Origin of the sequence: Leadbetterella sp. DM7, assembly GCF_040829825.2 — a bacterium.
GTDB lineage: Bacteria > Bacteroidota > Bacteroidia > Cytophagales > Spirosomataceae > Leadbetterella.
This window is the reverse complement of sequence record NZ_JBFOLH020000006.1, coordinates 192,149-211,860: the sequence shown is the minus strand read 5'-3', so window position 1 is coordinate 211,860 and position 19,712 is coordinate 192,149. Positions and strand designations below refer to the sequence as shown.

Below are 19,712 nucleotides of genomic sequence, written 5' to 3'. Positions count from 1 at the left end.
ATGAAAAAATTATTAATTACCTTTTGCAGGTATCTGCTCGACTTCGCGTATCCCCGCATCTGTGTTGCCTGCGAAAAGCAGATCAGCGACACGGAGACAGTTCTCTGTTTTGAATGCCAATGGACTTTACCGCGAAATACTAACCTACTGATACATAACGAATCTCCCGAAAATAAGTTCTGGGGAAGGCTGAAAACCGGTGGTATCTACTCATTTCTTAGCTTTACCAAGGGCGGAAAAGTGCAGAATATCCTGCACGCCCTGAAATACCGGAACCAGCCCGACCTGGGGGTTTTCCTGGGAAAACTGTGTGGAAAAGCCCTCCAGGAGCAGCAATTGTTTACAGATGCCCATTACCTTATCCCGGTGCCCTTGCACCGCTCACGGCAAAGAGAACGGGGCTATAACCAGGCAGAACGTATAGCTGCAGGTATCGGTGAAATACTTCAGATACCCGTTTGGCACGACCTGCTGATCAGGAACAGGTCTACCCGTACCCAAACCAAAACCGGGGGCCGCCTGAACCGCTACAGGAACCTTCAGGGGGTGTTCGGTATGGTTCCGGGAGCACCTGAACTGCTGAAGAACAAAACCGTGATCCTGGTAGACGATGTGCTCACCACCGGTGCCACGCTGGAGGTAGCTGCTACCGCCCTGCAGGAAGCCGGGATAAAAGAACTGTTTATCGTTACGCTTGCGGCCGTTAAAAGAAACGGCTGAAGAAGTACCGGCTACGGTTGCAGACCCATACTTTTGCTCAGAATAAAAATTCCTATATTTGAAAAAAATATAAAATTTGAAGCCTTTTTATACCGAAACCCGGGTGCGCTGGTCTGACCTGGATGCCAACCGGCACCTGGCCAACGCCTCTTACATGAATTTTACCTCCTATGCCCGTATGGCTTACCTGCGTCAACTAGGCATCAGCATAGCCGATTTAGCCCGGTATAACCTCGGCCCGGCCGTTCTGAGAGAAGAATTTTCCTTCTTCAGGGAAGGCTACGATAACGAAGAAGTGATCATTACCGCAGAACAGACCGCTATATCGGAAAGGGGCGAAATATTTGAATTTACGCATAACCTGTACAAAAAGGCCGACGGTACCCACATGGCGTATTCCCGTATCCTGGGCGTATGGTTCTCTATGGACAAGCGTAAAATCACACCTCCCCCGGCTGAAATGCTCGATAAGCTGAAGGCAGGTACAGACATTACGCGGCTGAGAGCCTTATCGGCAGATGATTTAAAAGCTCTCCCCGTGAAACCTCAGAATATAGTTATTTCCGACCTTCTTTAAACGGCAGATGGAAAACGACCGGGAACTCCAGGAAGAAATTTCAAAAGCGCTTCACGTGCTGTCCGGGAAGTTTGGCAATTCGTATGCTGCGGGGGTGAAATTGTTTAAATCCGGCCAGGTCCAGCTTCTTTCACAGGGGAAAGGATTCTTTGAAGTAGAGGTCAGGGATACGTTTGATGATTTCGTGGTTTCGTACCGGTCAGGCACAAAACCGGAGTGCTCCTGCAAGGCCGTGGAAGGGTGTTCTCACCGGGTGGCGGGTCTTATGCAGATCGAAGAGAAATTAAACGCCCTGAAGCCCCATTATAACGAGGAAGGGAAAGCCTATACCCGGGAAGGAATGATCAAACGGGTGCTGGCAGAAAGAAGGGAACGGGCCTCAAAAGCAAAATACAGGCTGGTTCCGGCCGATAACCGGTACGGCGAGCACCGGCTGATAACACCCCAGGGGGCATCGTATAAGATAACTTTCCGCGATTTTGAACGGCAGGAAGGTTATTGCAATTGCTCAGATTTTGCTACCAATAAGCTGGGCACCTGCAAGCACCTGATGTATGCTTTTGCCCACTTTAAGGCTGAAAATACGCAGCAGCCCTACCCTTTTGTAGAGATCTTCACAGATCCGCTTAACGATTACCTCATTACCTGGTACTATCCGCATGCCTTACCTGAGCCGGTGCGGGCCCTTATACGGCTTTATTTCGGCCCGGAGAAGCATATTTCACCCCAAAGAACCCTCATGTTCTTCGGGTTTGTGAAAGAGGCGGCAAAATACAAGCAGATCCTGGTGCGACAGGAGGTGCTGGATAAAATAGAACGTGAATTTGACCGGCATGTGCTTGAACAAAAGCAGGAAAATACCCGGCTTAATTATTCCCTGATCAAAGCAGATCTCTACCCCTACCAGAAGGAAGGAATAGCCTTTGCTACTTTCCGGAAAGGCGTTATCATAGCCGATGAGATGGGCCTCGGGAAAACCCTGCAGGCCATTGGAACGGCCCTGTTCAAGAAAAAAATATTCGGGTTCAAAAAAACACTGGTGATCTGCCCGGCTTCGCTGAAAGCGCAGTGGAAAGAGGAAATAGAAAAATTTACGAAGGAAAAGGCAGAGCTGATAGAAGGCCCGCCGGCCCAACGGGCAAAAAGCTACACCGGATCAGAAGCCTTTTTCCTGATTATAACCTACGAGACCGTACTGCGCGATACGGAGGCCATTGATAAAGCCGGGGTGGATTTTATTATCCTCGACGAAGCCCAGCGCATCAAAAACTTTGAAACACTCACAGCAAATGCCATTAAATCATTACGGAAAAACCATAGCCTGGTCATTACCGGAACCCCGATTGAAAATAAGCTGGCCGATATTTACTCCATTGCCGGCTTCATAGATCCCGGCTTGCTGGCACCCCTGTGGGAGTTTTCGTACCAGCATTGCTATTTTGACCTGCAGAACGAAAACCGGATCACCGGCTATTATAACCTGCAGCTCCTGAAAGAAAAGCTGAAGCCCGTGCTGATCCGGAGGGAAAAGAAAGAGGTGCTTGACCAGCTGAATAAGCTCACAGTTATTGATATTCCGGTAGAAATGCATCCTGTTCAGGCCGATTATCATGCCTCCTTTGCCCGGGCCGTTTCCTCCCTCTTATCCAAAAAGTTTAAAACACCCTTTGACTGGCAGATGCTTACCCACCACCTGCAGAATATGCGCATGGTGTGCGATTCCACTTTTCTGGTGGATAAAGATTCTGAACATTCTCCTAAACTGACCGAACTGGAAGAAATATTGCTTGAAAAGCTGGATATTCATCATAACCGGCGAAAAATTATTATTTTCTCGGAGTGGACAACCATGCTGGCCATCATCGGCCGTATGTTAGCAAGAAACGGGATAGGTTTTACCGAACTTACAGGAAATGTGCCGGTAAAAGAGCGGAAAAGGGTGATTCGGGAGTTTGAAGAAAACCCGGATTGCAGGATATTTTTATCGTCAGAGGCAGGCGGCACAGGCCTGAACCTCCAGGTAGCCGATACCATCATTAATTTTGAATTGCCGTGGAATCCTTCGAAGAAAAACCAGCGCATAGGCCGGATAGATCGCCTGGGGCAGAAAAGCGCTAATCTTACGGTGATTAACCTGATGATGCGCAATTCCATAGAAATGAAAGTAGCTTCGGGGTTACTGGTAAAGCAGGACCTGTTTGACAGTGTGCTGAATGCCGGCAGCTTTACCGATGAGGTTGATTTTTCAGAAAAAGGCCGGGCGCATTTTTTACAGATGCTCGAAGAATCGATGGGCGAATTTACGGCCGGACCGCCCCCACCGGATACACCGGAGCCCGTTGCCGCACCGGACGTTCTGCCGCCTCAGCCACCCGATGAGACCCGCCTGACCGAGCTGGAAGCGGTCATGAACAAGGGCATGGAGTTTCTTTCCGGGCTCTATAAATTAAGTACAGGCAAAGACCTTAACCCGGAGGGAAACCGGATAGCCATCGACAAAGAAACGGGAGAAGTGGTAATGCGGTTCCGGGTAAATGGGTAGCCTGCTCTTTAAAACAGGTTCAGCTGCCCGTTCCGGATAAACCCGCTGGTGTCAAAATCGGGTAGTTTCCGGTCTTTGAGGTAGCGTTGAACCGACAGCTGGTGGAGATTACGGATGTGTTCGGCAAACCGGCCCTCTCCCCGCATACGGACACCAAAACGCGAGTCGTTCAGCTGTCCGCCGTGACAATCGGCAATCTGGTGCAACACCTTGTCTGCTTTTTCAGGAAAAGCCTTGCGTATCCAATCCTCAAAAATACCGGCAATGGCCCCGTTCAGGCGAACTACCGTATACCCGGCAGCCAGCACACCGGCATGGGCAGCCGCCTCGATCAGCCGGGGGATCTCGTGATCGTTCAGCCCGGGGATAATGGGTGCCGTCATTACTCCGGTAGGGATACCTGCGTTGGAGAGGGTTTCCAGTGTGCGGAGCCGTTTGGCCCCGGTAGCTGTACGCGGTTCCAATGCCAGGCGCAGCTTTTCATTAAGGGTGGTGACCGAAAGAAACACATGCACCAGGCCGTGGCGGTGGAGCTCCTGCAGGAGGTCGAGATCGCGCAGGACCAGTGCGTTTTTGGTGAGTATGCCTACCGGATTTCTGTAACGGAGGCAGGTTTCCAGTATTTTCCGGGTAATCCCGTACTTCTTTTCACCGGGTTGGTAGCAATCGGTATTTCCGGATAAATGGATGGGCTGGCAGACCCAGTTCTTCGATTTGAACTTTGCTTCCAGCAGGTCAGCTGCATTTTTTTTGACCATGATCCGGCTTTCAAAATCTATGCCTGCAGAAAAACCCCAGTACTCGTGTGAATTGCGGGCATAGCAGTAAATGCAGCCGTGCTCACAGCCCTGGTAAGGATTCATGTACTGTACGCCGTACATATCCGGGCTTTTGGTGAAATTGACCACCTTCCGGGCATTTTCTTCGTAAAAAATAGTTTTTATCCGGGCCGGGGGGAAATCTTCGTCGTAATAATCCTCCGCTTCATACCGGTTGGCCATGAATTTATTGTGCGTGTTGATCTGGGCTCCCCTACCCTCGGTTTTGGTTTTTGACAAGTTCATGGTATGTATTTTTCTGAACGAAATTACAGTACCTGCACGGTTGTCAGCCCAAAAACACGGATAAGAATTGTAGCAAAATTTTACACCGGTTAAAAGCGGCGCACACGCGGATGGGAACGGCGTTGTGACGAAGAGGATTGTACGGGGGAAGCCTGCACAGGCTTTTTGATCTGGAGGTATTTAAATTCCATATAGATACTTTCGTAATCGGCTAAAATCCCTCCTACCCGTCCCATTTCCCGGGTATATTCATTACGACTATCCATATCCTTAAGATACCCGTTTCGGGTAGCATAACTTTCTAAATCATCCAGGTAGGCCACAACATCGTCATACGTTTTGCGATCAGTGATTTCCGTTAGGTTTTCAAATTTCTTTTCCATATTTCAAATATGCTTTATATCTCTTATTTTGGTATATTCTGAATGGGTGCCACAGAATTTTATTCTGAAATAATGGTCAGCAAAAACAATGACAACGATGATCCGGTACCGGTTTCCCTTAATATTAAACACATAACGGCCGTTTCCTACATAATCAGCTGACGGGAAAACCCGTTTAAGCGCATTGTGGTTTCTGAAGGTGTTGTTTTCTATCTGCCTCACCCATTTATTGACAGGAGCCTGAGTATCTGCATGCCTGGCCACAAAGGCGTCTAAGACATATTTGCCGGTTATTTTCATCGTTGTGTGTAGAATGCCGTACCTCCCGTTTTGCGAAGTACATTTCAATTTATATCCCTGTGGAATCGGGTATACGCAACAAAAGTAAAGAATACTTCCGGGTTACGCCGCAGGTCCGGAAATTTCTTATCTGCAGGCAAGAAATGCAACCGGGAGCGTGTAAAAGAAACCGGCCTTCATGTTTCCCTCTTCAGGCGTATAATTATTCCCCTGAAATCATGTAAATTTGAAAATTGCATTGAACCTACTCAGGAATACGTTTTAAAATGGCAGCCATGCGAAAATACCTGGTCTTGATTTTACTCTTCAGCAGCTTTTGTTCCTTTGCGCAGCAAAAAACCTACTGTAATCCCATGAACCTGGATTACGGGTATACGCCCATTCCCAATTTCAGCGAATGGGGCCGGCACCGGGCCACTGCTGACCCGGTCATTGTCAATTACAAAAATGACTATTACCTGTTCAGCACCAACCAATGGGGCTACTGGTGGAGCCCCGACCTGCTCAACTGGAACTTCATTTCCCGGAAATTCCTGCGTCCCTGGAACGGCGATGTGTACGATGAGCTGTGTGCGCCCGCCGTGGGTATCCTGGGAGACACCATGATTGTGATGGGCTCTACCTACACCGATAATTTTACCATCTGGATGAGCACCGATCCCAAAAGCAACAACTGGAAACCGCTGGTCGACTCCTTTTCGCTGGGAGGCTGGGATCCCTCCTTCTTTACCGATGACGACGGCCGGGTTTACATGTACAACGGCTCAAGCAACCGTTTCCCCATGTACGGGATAGAATTGACCCGGAACGGGCTGAAACCCATAGGGACCCGTAAAGAAATGTACCTGCTGGAACCCTGGCGCTATGGCTGGCAGCGATTTGGGGAGCACCTCGACAATACCTTTCTCGACCCCTTCATTGAGGGTTCGCACATGACCCGGCACAACGGGAAATACTACCTGCAATACGGAGCGCCGGGAACCGAATTCAGCGGCTATGCCGACGGCCTGCTGGTAGGTGATCACCCGCTGGGGCCTTTCCAGGCCCAGTCTGACCCCTTAAGCTACAAGCTGGGCGGTTTTGTGCGCGGCGCCGGGCATGGCGCTACTTTCCGGGATAACGATCAGAACTACTGGCACGTCAGCACCATGGTGATATCGGTAAAAAATACCTTTGAACGCCGACTGGGCCTGTGGCCTACCGGCTTTGACCACGACGGCGTGATGTGGTGCAACACCGCATACGGCGATTACCCGACTTACCTGCCCTCTGCCCCCGAACGGAAAACCGCCCTTCAGCCCCGCTGGATGCTCCTGAACTACCAGAAGCCCGTGCAGGTATCGTCTACCCTGGGTGGCTACCTGCCCAACAATGCAGTAGATGAAAACATAAAAACCTATTGGAGCGCCACGTCAGGCAATAAGGGCGAATGGATTCAGACCGACCTCGGCAATGTGTCGGTGGTGAATGCCGTACAGATCAATTATGCCGACCAGGACGTAGACCAGGATCGGCTCGGCAAACGTACCGGCCAGTACCACCGGTATATCCTCTACTATTCGGCAGACGGCAAAAAATGGAAAATACTGGTCGATAAAAGCAAAAACACCACTGACGTACCCCATGATTACGTAGAGCTGCCCGAACCGGTGGAAGCACGCTACCTGAAGCTGGAGAACATACACATGCCCACCGGGAAATTTGCCATCAGCGGTTTCCGGGTATTTGGGAATGGAAAAGGCGCAAAACCGGAAAAAGTGAAACAATTTATGGTTTTGCGTACGGAAAAAGACAAGCGTTCGGCGTTTATAAAATGGAGCCCGGCGGAAGGAGCCTATGCCTATACGATCTATTACGGAACCCACCCGGATAAACTCTATAATTCGGTTATGGTGCACAGTAACAATGAATATTGGTTTAAGTCGATGGACAGCCGGAAGGCCTATTATTTTACGATAGAAGCCGTCAACGAAAACGGGATTTCAGATCCGTACGAAATCCTGAAAGTAGAATAAATACGGCCAAACCCCGGAACCAGCGCCCTGGCACTGATCACTCGGCACTCGGCACTAATCACTCGGAACTCGGAACTGATCACTCGGAACTAAAATATGAATTTGTCAGGCAGGAAAGTATCACTGGTTTTAGGCTCAGGCGGCGCCCGGGGCCTCACGCACATCGGGGCCATCCGGGCGCTCGAAGAAAAAGGAGCCGTTATTGATGAGATCGTAGGATCTTCCATTGGCGCCCTCATAGGCGGGATCTACGCCAAAGGAGAGCTTAAGGCATTTGAAGACTGGGTAACCACCCTTAGCAATTACGATGTGCTGGGCCTCCTGGATTTCACTTTGCAAAGCACTGGCTGGGTAAAAGGCGAAAGAATCCTGAACAAGGTGAAAAAGCTGATACCCGATATACACATTGAAGAATTACCCGTTCCTTTTACGGCCGTGACCACCAACCTTACCCGCGAGTGTGATTGCTGCATCAGCTCAGGCAGCATGTATGAGGCAATACGGGCTTCTATCGCCATTCCGGGCGTTCTGACGGCCGTTCACCAGCAGGAAGATAAAATGGTAGACGGAGGGGTTTTAAACCCGCTACCGTTAAAATATGTGCGAAAAAAGAACAATATTATGGTGGCCGTTAACCTCGAAGGACCGCCGGAGCGGGGAACTGAAATTTTTAAGGATAATTCCATGATTTCGGTTCTTCAGCACTCGTATTACGTAATGCGAAATCAGATCACTCTCCTGACCATTGATTTGTATCAGCCGGATTTTGTAGTGAATATTCCGAAAGACATCAGTGGAATATGGGACTATGACAAGGCCACCTATCTCATCGAAAAGGGGAAAGAGCTGACCCTGAAAACCCTGGATAGCGTTTAAGCGGCAAAAGAGAAAAATTCGTAGATTTGAAACACTAACCTGCTGGCAACTATGCACCTTACTCCTGTTGAGATCGTGGAAAACATCAGCCGCGAAGATTTTGTTAAGAACTACTATCATCCGCAAAAGCCCGTATTGCTGAAAGGGCTTACAGACCACTGGAATAAAAAATGGACTTTCGATCATATCAAAACCCTGGCCGGTAACCAGGTGGTTCCGCTGTACAGCAACGCCCGCACCAAAGGCAATAAAAGCACCTATGAGCCGGTAACCACCATGAATTTCGGCGAATACATTGACCTGATGCGGCAGGGGCCCACAGATCTGCGCATTTTCTTTTATACCATCAAAGACCACTGCCCCGCGCTGCTCAACGACTTTGAATATCCCGGTATAGGGCTGAAATATTTCAAACGCCTGCCTGCCCTGTTTTTCGGCGGGAGCAACAGCAAGGTCTTTGCCCATTACGACATTGACCTGCCCGATAACCTGCATATCCATTTTGAAGGGCACAAGCGGGTGCTTCTCTTTGGGCCGGAGCAGAGCACAGCCCTCTACAAGGTGCCTTTTTCCATCCATAACGCAGAAGGAATAGACTTGGATCAGCCCGACTACGTAAAATTCCCGGCCCTGAAACAGGTCAGGGGCTTTGAAGCATGCATGGAGCACGGCGATGCCCTGTACATGCCCAGCCGGTGGTGGCACTATATTGTGTACCGCGACCCCGGCTTTTCCATGACGCTCCGCTCGTTTCCGCAGACGGCCGGAGGAAAGCTCGGCATGATGTACAATGTATTTTTTATGCGGCTGATCGATAACTTTATGCGAAGAATACAGGGCCAGAAATGGATTGATTATAAAAATGAGTGGGCACTGAGAAGAACAAACAAAAAACTGGGCTTAACCTGAAACCGGGATGCATAAAAATACATTTTTCGTAAAAATATTCTTTTTACTTCTTTTAGGGAATGTGCCTGTCTTGGCACAAAACCCGGTCGACTGGCTCGTACAGCCGGTACTGCAAAAAGCAGAAATCGTAAAAAATCACCGCGATATCATTATCCGGAACGGCCTGGCCGAGCGGGCATTCCGGCTCTCCCCCAATGTGGCCTGTTACGATTACAAAAACCTATCTTCCGGCCAGCAGCTGCTCAGAGCCGTAAAGCCGGAAGCAAAAATTACGGTAAACGGGAAAGAATACGCTGTGGGCGGGCTTCGGGGCCAAAAAGAAAATGCCTATCTTTTGCCGGCCTGGTTAGATTCTATGACGGCCGGCCCGGAAGATTTTATCTATGACAGCTATTCGGTTTCTGACGTGGCACCGTTCCTCCACTGGAAAGCCACTACCTGGATCTCAGAAAAAAAACAGCCCTCCGGGAAAGTATTGACCCTCAAATTCAGACCGGGTGCCGGCGAGCTGGAAGGCCTGCAGGTAGCCGTCCATTATGAGATTTATGACGGCCTTCCGCTGATCGTAAAATGGGTATCGGTAGAGAATACCTCTTCGAAACGTTTTCTGCTTAACCGGGTCGTTAACGAGGTGCTGGGCACCGTAGAAGAAGAAAGCGCTGTGGTAGGCAAACCTGAAGATATGCTGAAGCAGCACGGTTTGTATATCGAGACCAACTATGCCTTTAACAATGCCATGAAGTACCGGCTGAGCGATCAGACCACCCATTGGAAAACCGACTCCGCCTATACTTCCCAGGTCAACTACAACTACGAAACACCCTGCCTGCTGGAAGTGTACCCCAACCAGGATCCGAACGAAATGCTTGAACCCGGTGAAATTTTTAAATCGGTCCGTACCCATGAGCTCCTGATGGACAGCTACGACCGGCAGCGCCGGGGCCTGATGATCAAAAAAATGTACCGTACGGTAGCACCCTGGACCATGCAAAATCCCATTTTCATGCATCTCGTCAGTAAAAATGATCGGGAGGTCATACAGGCCGTTGACCAGTGTGCCGCTACCGGCTATGAGGCTATTATACTGAGCTTTGGTTCGCATCTGGATATGGAAGACAGTTCAAAAGCGAACATTTCAAAATGGAAGGCCCTGGCCGATTACGCCCATAAGAAAAATATTCTGCTGGGCGGGTACTCGCTGTTCAGCAGCCGCAGGATCAGCGATGAGCACGATGTGATTGACCCTCAGACCGGTAAGCCCGGAGGCGCGCTCTTTGGAAATGCCCCCTGCTTTGGCAGCCAGTGGGGACTGGAATACCGCGATAAAATCAAATACTTCTTTGAAAAAACAGGCTTTGATATCTGGGAAAACGACGGTCCCTACCCCGGCGATGTCTGCGCTTCGGTCACTCATCCCGGTCACCACGGCCCGGGCGATTCGCAATGGAAACAGATGGAAATCCAGAAAGAGCTTTACCACTGGTTAAACGAGCGCGGCGTTTACATCAATGCGCCCGACTGGTATTTTTTAGACGGAACACATAAAATTGCGATCGGTTACCGGGAAGTCAACTTTTCGCTCTCCCGTGAGCAGCAGCGCATCCTGAACCGCCAGAACATTTATGACGGCACCCAGGAGAAGTCAGCCTCCATGAGCTGGGGCTTTGTGCCGCTCACCCGCTACCAGGGCGGAGGCCCGGAGGCCATCCTGGAACCCCTGAGCGGGCACCTGAAAGATTATGAACAGCTCATGGTGCAATATTACGGTGCCGGAGTGCAGGCCTGTTACCGCGGGCCCAGGCTGTACGATACCGAAGAAACCCGGAAAATGGTGGCCCATACCCTTGACTGGTACAAGCAATACCGCCACATCCTGAATTCAGATATGATCCACCTACGGCGGGCAGACGGCCGCGACTGGGACGGGTTCATTCATGTAAACCCCGCCTTAAAAGAAAAAGGGTTGCTGATGCTGTACAATCCCCTGAAAGAAAAAATAACAAGAACCATCAGGGTTCCGCTTTACTACACGGGTCTGACCGGCCAGGCCGTTTTTAAAGAAAAAGGCCAAAACCCCAGGGTGCTGCAGCTGGACCGGAAGTTTGAAGTGGAGCTGACGTTTACCATAGAACCCGAAGACTATACCTGGTTTTTGGTCATGTAGGAATACACCCGTGCAGGGAGTGCTGAAGCATAAGGGTTTTACCGCTGCAGCTGTTCAATTCTTTCCAGGAGCTGGCAGATCACCTCCAGCCCCGGAATGTTTATCTCCAGGTCATAATGCCAGGTAACCAGCTTCTCAAAATGAGCCAGCTTATCGTAATGCAGGTACACGGTATTTTCTTCGATGACGGTTTCAATCAGCCCCGAGTCAACCAGGTCGTCAAAAAACGCCCTGTCAATCTTGTAAACCCGTACACACTCTTCTCTTGAAATACGCTCCATCTTACTGCATATTTTTAAGTTGTTCGAACAATTTCTTCTGCTCATCGGTCAGTGACTCGGGGAGCTGCACCTTGTAGGTGATCAGGAGATTACCGTATTTATCCTTCTCTTTGTATACCGGCAGGCCCTTATCTTTCACCCGCACCGTGGTACCGTTCTGGGTCAGCGGGTTTACCGTTAGCCGGATATCACCGTAAGGAGTAGAAACGGTTTTTTGTCCGCCCAGTATAGCCGTATACAGGTCAAGCTCTGCCTCGGCCTTCAGGTCGTGGCCGCTGACCTGGTAAGGCGTATTGTTGGTGATGCCGAAGGTGATGTACAGGTCGCCTTTAGGCCCGCCGTTATAGCCCTCGCCACCGTAACCCGCCAGCTTAATCTGCAGGCCGTCATAGGCGCCCGCCGGCACGGTGATCCGGATTTTCTTCCCGTTAACTTCAAATGTCTGCTTATGTTCGGTAAGAACATCGGTGAGCGAGAGGTTCAGCGTGGCATGAATATCCTGCCCTTTGAACTTCCCGCCAGCCCGGCCCTGCCGGTAAGAGCCGAAATCAAAGCCTTCATCGCCGCCGAACATAGAGCCGAAGAAATCAGAATAATCAGATGCATTGCCGCCGGAATAAGTGCTTTTGCCTCTTGAGCCGGCAGACTGCTGCCGGGTCCGCTGGGCTTCTTCGTATGCCTCACCGTTCTTCCAGTTTTCGCCGTATTTGTCGTACTTTGCCCGGGTCTCGGGGTTGCTCAGCACCTCGTTGGCCTCATTGATGGCCTTGAATTTTTTCTCGGCTTCCTTGTCATTAGGGTTCAGGTCAGGGTGGTATTTCCGCGCCAGCTTCCGGTAGGCTTTTTTGATGTCTTCCGTGCCTGCAGTCTTACTTACCCCTAACAGCTCATAATAATCTGTAAAAGGCATGTGTTCTGGTTTTTTATTAAAGAACGAAATTAAAGAAAAAAGAGATCAATTTAAAGCAGAAGATTTTTTACGGGAGCAGGAAAAAAAATTTCAGAAAAAATGACAGGTAATGTGGGGTAAAAGCGCTCAACTTTGTCTCATACGTATAACAACCTTAACTGCCGGATAAATGTACGAAAAGTACAGTAGGAAAAGCGGGGAAGAGAACCCGTCGGAAAAGCTGAGAATATCTTCGGAAAACGAGGAGGATTCCGGCAAGGGGATTGTCCTGGACGAAGAAAGTTATTTAAGGAGGCTGTTTAAAATGTCTCCCGAAAAAGGATTTGACCTGCTGTTCCGGAAATACTACGGACAGCTGTGCAGCCACTGCGTGCGTTTTGTTCATTCCAAAGCTTTTGCAGAAGATATTGTATCAGAGATCTTTGTGAACTTCTGGCAGAAAAAAGTATATGAGCATATCGACACCTCCTTTAAAGCGTATTTGTATAAAAGTGTCCGGTTCCGGTCGTATAACTTCCTGAAAAAAGAATTTTTAAGGGAAACCAATGAGATCCGGGACGTTGACTTTGCCCGCAAAAGCCCTGTAGACAAGCCTGATGATATCCTGTTCTATCATGAGCTTGCCAACCGCCTGGACAAAATCATCAGGAGCCTTCCCGCTCAATCCAGAAAAGCCTTCCAGATGTCCAGGCTGGAAGGAATGAAATACAGTGAAATAGCCCGTGAAATGAACATTACCATCAGTGCCGTTGAAAGATTGATAAGCCGGGCACTCGATAAGATAAGAACAGAGCTGCGATCTGATTCCACACAAAACCAGTGACCATGAACAGAACTTTTGATTAATAATAAACGCATCGTGAACAAAAAATTAGTTTTTGATTACCTGAATGACAACCTGACGTCTATTCAGCAGAAAAGCCTGGAGCAGTGGCTGAAAGACCCCGCTAACGAAGAGGAGTTTTACAGCTACCTCAATGAGTATGAAAATGAGAACATGCAGTATAATGTGGATGTGGAGGAGAAGCTCCGGGAAGTAAAGGAAAGGTTAAGCAGCACCTCCCCGGAAGAGGAGGAAACATTGAAATCAAAACGGCTTGCCGGCAGAAGGCGGGTGATCTCATTTACCGCCGCGGCCAGCCTGCTGCTGGTGCTGGGCCTCCTGTGGGCCCGGAAAAAATTTAGTGCCGAACAGGTTTATGCACAAGCCGGAGCGCTTGCCGCTGCCGTGGAAGACCCCATAGAGAAAGTGAACACCACCGGGTTCCCGTATACCGTGGTGCTGCCGGATAACAGCTCGGTGATCCTGCAGCCCGAGGGGAAAATAAGCTACTCGCCGGAAGATTTCAAAAACGGTAAGCGGGTGGTTTACTTTGAAGGAACAGGGTTCTTTGAAGTGTCTAAAAACCCGGAGTCTCCCTTTACCGTCAATACAAACGACTTCAGCACCCGGGTGCTGGGCACCAGCTTCACCTTAAAAACCGCCAAAAATTCACAGGAAAACGAAATTGTGGTGAAAACCGGCAAAGTGGCCGTCTTTAAGGCCGATAAGGGTAACGGCACAGCGCCCGGGGAGCCGGTGATGCTTTCGGCCAACCAGAAGCTGCAGTTCTCCAGGGGCTCTACCCTGGTACCGGTGATGATCAGTAAAAAGGATCTGGAGCAACCGGCTGAATCGCTGTCTTTTGAGTTTGACGAAAGACCGGTAAGCGAGGTATTCGAGATCCTGTCTTCAGCCTATCATGTGGAAATAGATTTTGAAATGGAAGAAATGAAAAACTGCAAATTAACCGCATTTCTTTCCGATGAGCCCCTCTATGAAAAGATCAGGCTGATTTGTTTTGCCCTGGACGCACGATTTGAAATTAATAACAAAGTGATAATAATAACCTCAAACGGATGCTGATGGAAAGACTCTAACTTGCAAACCAAAAAAGAAGCCCGCCCCGGCAAGGACAGGCTTCCGTTCAGGCTCAATGGAAATTGGCGTTTCTGGGATTGAGCCCGGCTTTAATTAAAACCAAGTGTTAATTAAAAACTATGTAAAATTATGAAGAAAAAACTACAATCGCGTAGTCTAATACGATGTCTCATGCGAGTAACACTAATTCAATTTATTTTATCTGTTACCGTGATAAGCTTAAGCTTTGCGGAAGAGGCCCATTCCCAAAAGCTTTTAATGAAGCGCCTCGACTTTAAAGTGCAGGAGCAAAGCCTGAAAAACACTATCCGGGAGCTGGAAAAAATATCGGATTCAAGGTTTATTTACAGTAACAGCCTGATCAATACAGATAAGAAAATATCGCTGGAATTGTCGGGTGTGCTGTTTAAAGATGTTCTCAATAAAATTTTCGATCCCCTGGATATCACCTATACCATCTCGGGTAACCAGGTGGTGCTTCAGAAAAAGAAAGGGGTTTTCAAATCGTTAAAAGGGAAATTCGGCGACAATCTTTTACTGGAACGGGAAGACATAAAAATAACCGGGACGGTCAAAGATGAAAAAGGAGACCCCTTAGCCGGGGTAAGCGTAGTGCTGAAAGGTACGGCAAAAGGGTTGATTACAGACATGAACGGGAGCTTCGAGATGGCAGTACCCGGTCCGGAATCAGTACTGCAGTTCAGGATAATAGGATATAACAACTATGAGCTGACGGTAGGAAACAGAACCCACCTGGAGGTGGTCATGGAGCTGGATTCCAAGAGCCTTGAAGAACTGGTGGTGGTGGGTTACGGTACCGTAAAAAAACGTGACCTGACAGGTTCAGTGGCCCAGGTCAAGGGAGCTGACATTACCGCTTTCCCTGTATCTGATCCCGTGCAGGCCCTACAGGGCCGTACACCCGGTGTACAGATCATCACCAATACCGGTGCTCCTGACGGCGACTTCCAGGTGCGTATCCGGGGTGTTAACTCCATCCGGGGCGGTAACGGCCCGCTGTATATCGTTGACGGTATTCCTTTCAGCAATTACACCGTTAACCAGTACGATATCGAATCCATAGAAATATTGAAAGATGCATCGGCTACTGCCATCTATGGATCGCGTGGAGCTAACGGGGTGATCCTGATTACCACCAAACGGGGGAAAGAGGGGAAAGCCAACATCAATTACAGCATTGATTACGGTATCCAGAAACCCATTAAAAAGCTGGATCTCATGGACGCCCAGCAGTGGGCCCGGTTCTACAACGAATACCTGGTGAATGCCAAAATCCTGACCGAAGCGCCTTTCAGCGATGCCGATATTGCGGCCATGGGCAAAGGAGTGGACTGGCAAAACGAAGTATTCCAGCCCGCGCCCATCCAGAACCATAACCTGTCGGTATCCGGCGGTACCGATAAAATCAAATACCATATAGCGGGTTCGGCATTTAAACGCGACGGGCTGGTGCACAACAGCATGATGGACAAATACAACCTTCGTACTACGCTCGATGTAAAAGCACATGAAATGCTGGACATTTCCATGCAGATGGGCTACACGTTTGTAGACCGCATGAACCAGGCCGACGGCGGAGGTAACGGGGGTTCTTCCATGCTGGCAGCCGCTTACTCGGCTCCTCCTACGTTTTCTCCGTACAATGAGCAGGGAAAATACCGTGACCTCCGCTCTCTCTATACCTGGTCTTCCCACGAGCTGAAAAACCCCCTGATGATGGCCTATGAATCAAAATACAAAACGGCCCAGAACCTGAGCAATATCAACGCTTCGGCCAATTTCAAACCGTTTAAAGGGCTTTCGTTGAGGTCATCGGTAGGTCTGGAAAACTCGGATTCCCGGTATGACGGGTACACCAATTCCAACTACATCTACCAGAGCAACAGTGCTTCGGTGAGCAACAACCGGTATACCAACTTCACGAACGAAAACATCCTCAGCTACCAGGCCGATATCGCCAGGGTGCACAGCCTGAACGTGATGGCCGGGTATACCATTCAGTCCAGCACCAGCAAGTCAATTGCCGCTTCGGGCAATACTTTCCTGTCAGACGTGCCCGAAACCAATGCCTTGCAAACAGCGGGGATCATCAACACGCCTACTACCGGGTTTAGCCGGTGGGTGCTGATGTCTTACCTGGGGCGTTTGAACTACTCCTTCAAAGACAGGTATCTGCTCACTACCAGCATTCGTGCCGATGGTTCGAGCCGTTATTCGCCGGGTCAGCGCTGGGGATATTTCCCGTCGGCAGCCATAGCCTGGCGGGTGTCGTCCGAGCCGTTCATGGAAGATGTTTCGAAAATATCGGATCTGAAGATCCGGGCCAGCTATGGTGAAACCGGCTCAACCGCCATCAGCCCTTACGGTACGCAAAACCTTCTGTCGGCAGGGAAAGCCGCCACAGGCGCGGGCAATTACACGTATTTTGCGCCGGGCACCACGTATCCGGGCTCGCTGAAGTGGGAAACAACCACGCAGATCGACGGGGGTATTGACCTGGCCATGTTTAAGAACCGTATCCGTTTCACCGCTGACTATTATTATAAATATACAACGGACCTGCTGAATGCGGTTTATCTGCCTACCTCATCCGGTTATACCTCATCGGTACGGAACATTGGCCGTATGGATAACAAAGGAATTGAGCTGATGATTGAAGGAGATATCATCAGGGGTAATGATGTTCAGCTGAGCGCCTCATTTAATATCTCGCACAACAAAAACACGGTAGTCAAGCTGGAGGGCGGCGAGGATATCCTGGGTACTGTATACAACAACTACGGTTCGGGAACCATCACCGTCATCCGGGAAGGACAGCCCCTGGGCGCATTCTACCTCTTTAAAGATGCAGGCATTAATGAGACCGGCCAGTTGTCGTATGTTAACCTGGACGGAAGCGTGGATGCCAACGGAAATGCTACATATACCGATGCCGACCGTTACATTGCGGGCAATCCTTTCCCTGATTTCTTCTACGGGTTTACCGTAGACCTGCGATACAAAAAGTGGGCGCTGAATATGCTGTGGCAGGGAACCCAGGGGAACGACGTCTTCAACCTGAGCGAAATGCGTAACCTGTCGTATTCGCAGGGCATGAACGTTTCCAGCGAGGTGTACGGAAACAGCTGGAGAGAAGGCCAGGACAACTCCCATGTGAAATATCCTAAAATTCAGCAAACGGGAACCCTGCGTTTTTCAGACCGTTTCCTGGAAGACGGATCGTATCTCCGGTTGAAAAACATCAGTATTGCGTACCACATCCCGGTGCCGAAAAGCATGAACTGGTTAAAAGCGGCAAGTGTTTATGTGGCGGCCCAGAACTACCTGACGTTCACCAAATACACCGGTGTTGATCCGGAAGTAAGTTCAAAAGGAGGAGATATTGACGGGGCAATAGACCACCTGTCTTATCCGAACAGTAAAACGCTTACCATAGGCTCCAGAATTCAGTTCTGATGAAGTACTCTATTTAAAAGTTAACAAGATGAAATACACGAAAATATTTACTATCGCGATTTTATGCGGACTGTTGGGCAGCTGCACGGATATGCTGGAAGAAAGAGACTTCACTTATGCCGTAGCCAGCTCCACGTTCTACAATACGGTAGATGAAGCCAATGCTGCGGTAATGGCGCCGCTTGACATCATGCGCACCGCTTATGGCGACGACTGGTTTGCTACCCAGGAGATCAATACCGAATACGTCTATCCGAAAGGAGTGTATGCAAATTATGCCTACAGGGAATATAACGGGTTCATTAATGCAACGCATGTCAGCCGGTCGGCAACCAACTGGCAGAGGATCTGGCGTGCCATCATGTTTTGCAATACGGCCATCGGCCGGCTGCCTGAAGCCAATGCCATGACCATCGAACAGATCTCCGCCTACCTGGCCGAATTGCGCTTCTTACGCGCATACAACTATTTTAACCTTGTTCGCAGCTGGGGCGGGGTGCCGCTGCGTACCGAAGCGAATCTTACCGAATGGGACCTGCCGAAATCAACCCCGGCCGAAATCTATACATTCCTGGTGAATGACCTGAAATTTGCGGTAGAAAATTGTCCGGCTACGCCGCGGATCATCGGCACACCCGGGAAAAATGCAGCAAAGGCCCTGTTAGCAGAGGTATATATGTATACCAAGGAGTATGCGGAGGCGCTGAGATTATCAGGGGAAGTAATGAACACCAATGCATATAGCCTGGTGGCCGTAACCGGCTCGCGTGATTTTGACAAGGTATTCGGGTATGACCTGGTAACTTCTGCAGAAGAAGTGTTTTACCTCAAAACCTCGCGTACCGACGGTAAAATGTGGACTTACCTGGGCTACACTGCCCATCCGAACTATACCATTGAAGGCAAGAAAATGCTGAACGGTAACGGTTACTGGACACACTATACCGATGTGCGCAATACGTTTATTGCCGGGTGGGATCCCAAAGATTTCCGTAAAGGGCTTAACGTGGGGGTCTTTGACCTGGGCGCAGCCTACGGAGGCACAAACGGGGCCCTGCTGACAAAGTACTGGGATCCCAACGCTTCGGGTTATGCAGGTAATGTGTCCATTCCCCTCATCCGTTATACCGATGTGCTCTTCACCTTCGCAGAAGCCAGTGCACGTGTGGCCGGTGCGCCAACGGCAGAATCGATCGAAGCCATAAACAAGATGCGCAGACGGGCTTACGGCAAGCCTGCCAACGGGGCAGATGCTACGCTGGATTATAAGCTTTCCGATTACAGCACGCTTCCGTCGTTTATTGACCTGCTGATCAAAGAATCGAGATACGAACGCATGAACGAAGCCAAGCAGTGGAACTTCACTGTTCGGTTAGGAAGAGACAAAGTGCAGGCGCTGATCAACCAGAAGAGACTGGACGGAGCCCCGCTTCCCATCAATGAAAAGCACTGGTTGTTCAACATTCCCGATAGCGAATTTGCGTATAACAAGGCCCTGAACCAGGCAACGGACCAGAACCCTGGCTATTCAAACTGAGATATAAGAACCGGTCTGTCTGAAGACCGGTTCTCT

16 protein-coding genes are annotated in these 19,712 nt (G+C 49.6%); 11 read left to right on the top strand and 5 right to left on the bottom strand.

What is annotated here, in order from left to right:
• From AB2U10_RS09605 to AB2U10_RS09595, 3 genes are all read left to right on the top strand, one after another.
• Positions 1-720, top strand: coding sequence for a ComF family protein (locus AB2U10_RS09605; RefSeq protein ID WP_367913877.1), 720 nt, complete (start codon positions 1-3; stop codon positions 718-720).
• Positions 721-796: 76 nt separating this feature from the next.
• Positions 797-1,297 carry an acyl-CoA thioesterase gene (locus AB2U10_RS09600; protein ID WP_367913876.1) on the top strand — a complete coding sequence of 167 codons (501 nt, stop codon included), beginning with the start codon at positions 797-799 and terminating at the stop codon, positions 1,295-1,297.
• Between the two features lie 7 nt (positions 1,298-1,304).
• The gene (locus tag AB2U10_RS09595) at positions 1,305-3,839 is read left to right on the top strand and encodes a DEAD/DEAH box helicase (RefSeq protein ID WP_367913875.1); all 2,535 of its coding nucleotides are present in this window, start codon (positions 1,305-1,307) and stop codon (positions 3,837-3,839) included.
• A gap of 8 nt (positions 3,840-3,847) precedes the next feature.
• Here the strand turns inward: AB2U10_RS09595 and AB2U10_RS09590 are convergent, their stop codons facing one another.
• The 3 genes from AB2U10_RS09590 to AB2U10_RS09580 form a co-directional block, all read right to left on the bottom strand.
• Positions 3,848-4,903: a PA0069 family radical SAM protein gene (locus AB2U10_RS09590; RefSeq protein WP_367913874.1), complete on the bottom strand. Its 1,056-nt coding sequence runs from the start codon at positions 4,901-4,903 to the stop codon at positions 3,848-3,850.
• An 89-nt stretch (positions 4,904-4,992) separates the two neighbouring features.
• Positions 4,993-5,286 carry a hypothetical protein gene (locus AB2U10_RS09585; RefSeq protein WP_367913873.1) on the bottom strand — a complete coding sequence of 98 codons (294 nt, stop codon included), beginning with the start codon at positions 5,284-5,286 and terminating at the stop codon, positions 4,993-4,995.
• Between the two features lie 3 nt (positions 5,287-5,289).
• On the bottom strand, positions 5,290-5,586 hold the full coding sequence (locus tag AB2U10_RS09580; protein WP_367913872.1) for a type II toxin-antitoxin system HigB family toxin: 297 nt from the start codon (positions 5,584-5,586) through the stop codon (positions 5,290-5,292).
• Between the two features lie 275 nt (positions 5,587-5,861).
• Here AB2U10_RS09580 and AB2U10_RS09575 point away from each other — a divergent pair, with 275 nt between their 5' ends.
• The 4 genes from AB2U10_RS09575 to AB2U10_RS09560 all read left to right on the top strand — a co-directional run bounded on the left by AB2U10_RS09575 (position 5,862) and on the right by AB2U10_RS09560 (position 11,550).
• Positions 5,862-7,601, top strand: a complete 1,740-nt coding sequence (locus tag AB2U10_RS09575; protein WP_367913871.1) for a family 43 glycosylhydrolase — start codon at positions 5,862-5,864, stop codon at positions 7,599-7,601.
• A gap of 96 nt (positions 7,602-7,697) precedes the next feature.
• Positions 7,698-8,477, top strand: a complete 780-nt coding sequence (locus tag AB2U10_RS09570; protein ID WP_367913870.1) for a patatin-like phospholipase family protein — start codon at positions 7,698-7,700, stop codon at positions 8,475-8,477.
• Positions 8,478-8,528: 51 nt separating this feature from the next.
• The gene (locus AB2U10_RS09565) at positions 8,529-9,386 is read left to right on the top strand and encodes a cupin-like domain-containing protein (RefSeq protein WP_367913869.1); all 858 of its coding nucleotides are present in this window, start codon (positions 8,529-8,531) and stop codon (positions 9,384-9,386) included.
• 7 nt (positions 9,387-9,393) lie between these two features.
• Positions 9,394-11,550 (top strand): alpha-galactosidase, encoded by a 2,157-nt coding sequence (locus AB2U10_RS09560; RefSeq protein ID WP_367913868.1) that lies wholly within the window; start codon positions 9,394-9,396, stop codon positions 11,548-11,550.
• 38 nt (positions 11,551-11,588) lie between these two features.
• Here the strand turns inward: AB2U10_RS09560 and AB2U10_RS09555 are convergent, their stop codons facing one another.
• On the bottom strand, positions 11,589-11,831 hold the full coding sequence (locus AB2U10_RS09555) for a chaperone modulator CbpM (protein ID WP_367913867.1): 243 nt from the start codon (positions 11,829-11,831) through the stop codon (positions 11,589-11,591).
• Position 11,832: 1 nt separating this feature from the next.
• On the bottom strand, positions 11,833-12,741 hold the full coding sequence (locus AB2U10_RS09550; protein ID WP_367913866.1) for a DnaJ C-terminal domain-containing protein: 909 nt from the start codon (positions 12,739-12,741) through the stop codon (positions 11,833-11,835).
• Positions 12,742-12,910: 169 nt separating this feature from the next.
• On the opposite strand from AB2U10_RS09550, the gene AB2U10_RS09545 reads away from it, so the two are divergent.
• The 4 genes from AB2U10_RS09545 to AB2U10_RS09530 all read left to right on the top strand — a co-directional run bounded on the left by AB2U10_RS09545 (position 12,911) and on the right by AB2U10_RS09530 (position 19,676).
• Complete coding sequence (locus tag AB2U10_RS09545) at positions 12,911-13,564, top strand: RNA polymerase sigma-70 factor (protein ID WP_367913865.1); 654 nt, start codon at positions 12,911-12,913, stop codon at positions 13,562-13,564.
• Positions 13,565-13,600: 36 nt separating this feature from the next.
• Positions 13,601-14,647, top strand: coding sequence for a FecR family protein (locus AB2U10_RS09540; protein ID WP_367913864.1), 1,047 nt, complete (start codon positions 13,601-13,603; stop codon positions 14,645-14,647).
• A 186-nt stretch (positions 14,648-14,833) separates the two neighbouring features.
• Positions 14,834-18,139, top strand: a complete 3,306-nt coding sequence (locus tag AB2U10_RS09535) for a TonB-dependent receptor (RefSeq protein WP_367913863.1) — start codon at positions 14,834-14,836, stop codon at positions 18,137-18,139.
• Between the two features lie 28 nt (positions 18,140-18,167).
• Positions 18,168-19,676, top strand: coding sequence for a RagB/SusD family nutrient uptake outer membrane protein (locus AB2U10_RS09530; protein WP_367913862.1), 1,509 nt, complete (start codon positions 18,168-18,170; stop codon positions 19,674-19,676).
• Positions 19,677-19,712: the final 36 nt, after the last annotated feature.

Coding starts and splice junctions, on each gene's coding strand:
- AB2U10_RS09605 (WP_367913877.1), top strand. CDS start 1: ATGAAAAAATTATTAATTACCTTTTGCAGGTATCTGCTCGACTTCGCG.
- AB2U10_RS09595 (WP_367913875.1), top strand. CDS start 1,305: ATGGAAAACGACCGGGAACTCCAGGAAGAAATTTCAAAAGCGCTTCAC.
- AB2U10_RS09590 (WP_367913874.1), bottom strand. CDS start 4,903: ATGAACTTGTCAAAAACCAAAACCGAGGGTAGGGGAGCCCAGATCAAC.
- AB2U10_RS09585 (WP_367913873.1), bottom strand. CDS start 5,286: ATGGAAAAGAAATTTGAAAACCTAACGGAAATCACTGATCGCAAAACG.
- AB2U10_RS09580 (WP_367913872.1), bottom strand. CDS start 5,586: ATGAAAATAACCGGCAAATATGTCTTAGACGCCTTTGTGGCCAGGCAT.
- AB2U10_RS09575 (WP_367913871.1), top strand. CDS start 5,862: ATGCGAAAATACCTGGTCTTGATTTTACTCTTCAGCAGCTTTTGTTCC.
- AB2U10_RS09570 (WP_367913870.1), top strand. CDS start 7,698: ATGAATTTGTCAGGCAGGAAAGTATCACTGGTTTTAGGCTCAGGCGGC.
- AB2U10_RS09565 (WP_367913869.1), top strand. CDS start 8,529: ATGCACCTTACTCCTGTTGAGATCGTGGAAAACATCAGCCGCGAAGAT.
- AB2U10_RS09560 (WP_367913868.1), top strand. CDS start 9,394: ATGCATAAAAATACATTTTTCGTAAAAATATTCTTTTTACTTCTTTTA.
- AB2U10_RS09555 (WP_367913867.1), bottom strand. CDS start 11,831: ATGGAGCGTATTTCAAGAGAAGAGTGTGTACGGGTTTACAAGATTGAC.
- AB2U10_RS09550 (WP_367913866.1), bottom strand. CDS start 12,741: ATGCCTTTTACAGATTATTATGAGCTGTTAGGGGTAAGTAAGACTGCA.
- AB2U10_RS09545 (WP_367913865.1), top strand. CDS start 12,911: ATGTACGAAAAGTACAGTAGGAAAAGCGGGGAAGAGAACCCGTCGGAA.
- AB2U10_RS09535 (WP_367913863.1), top strand. CDS start 14,834: ATGCGAGTAACACTAATTCAATTTATTTTATCTGTTACCGTGATAAGC.
- AB2U10_RS09530 (WP_367913862.1), top strand. CDS start 18,168: ATGAAATACACGAAAATATTTACTATCGCGATTTTATGCGGACTGTTG.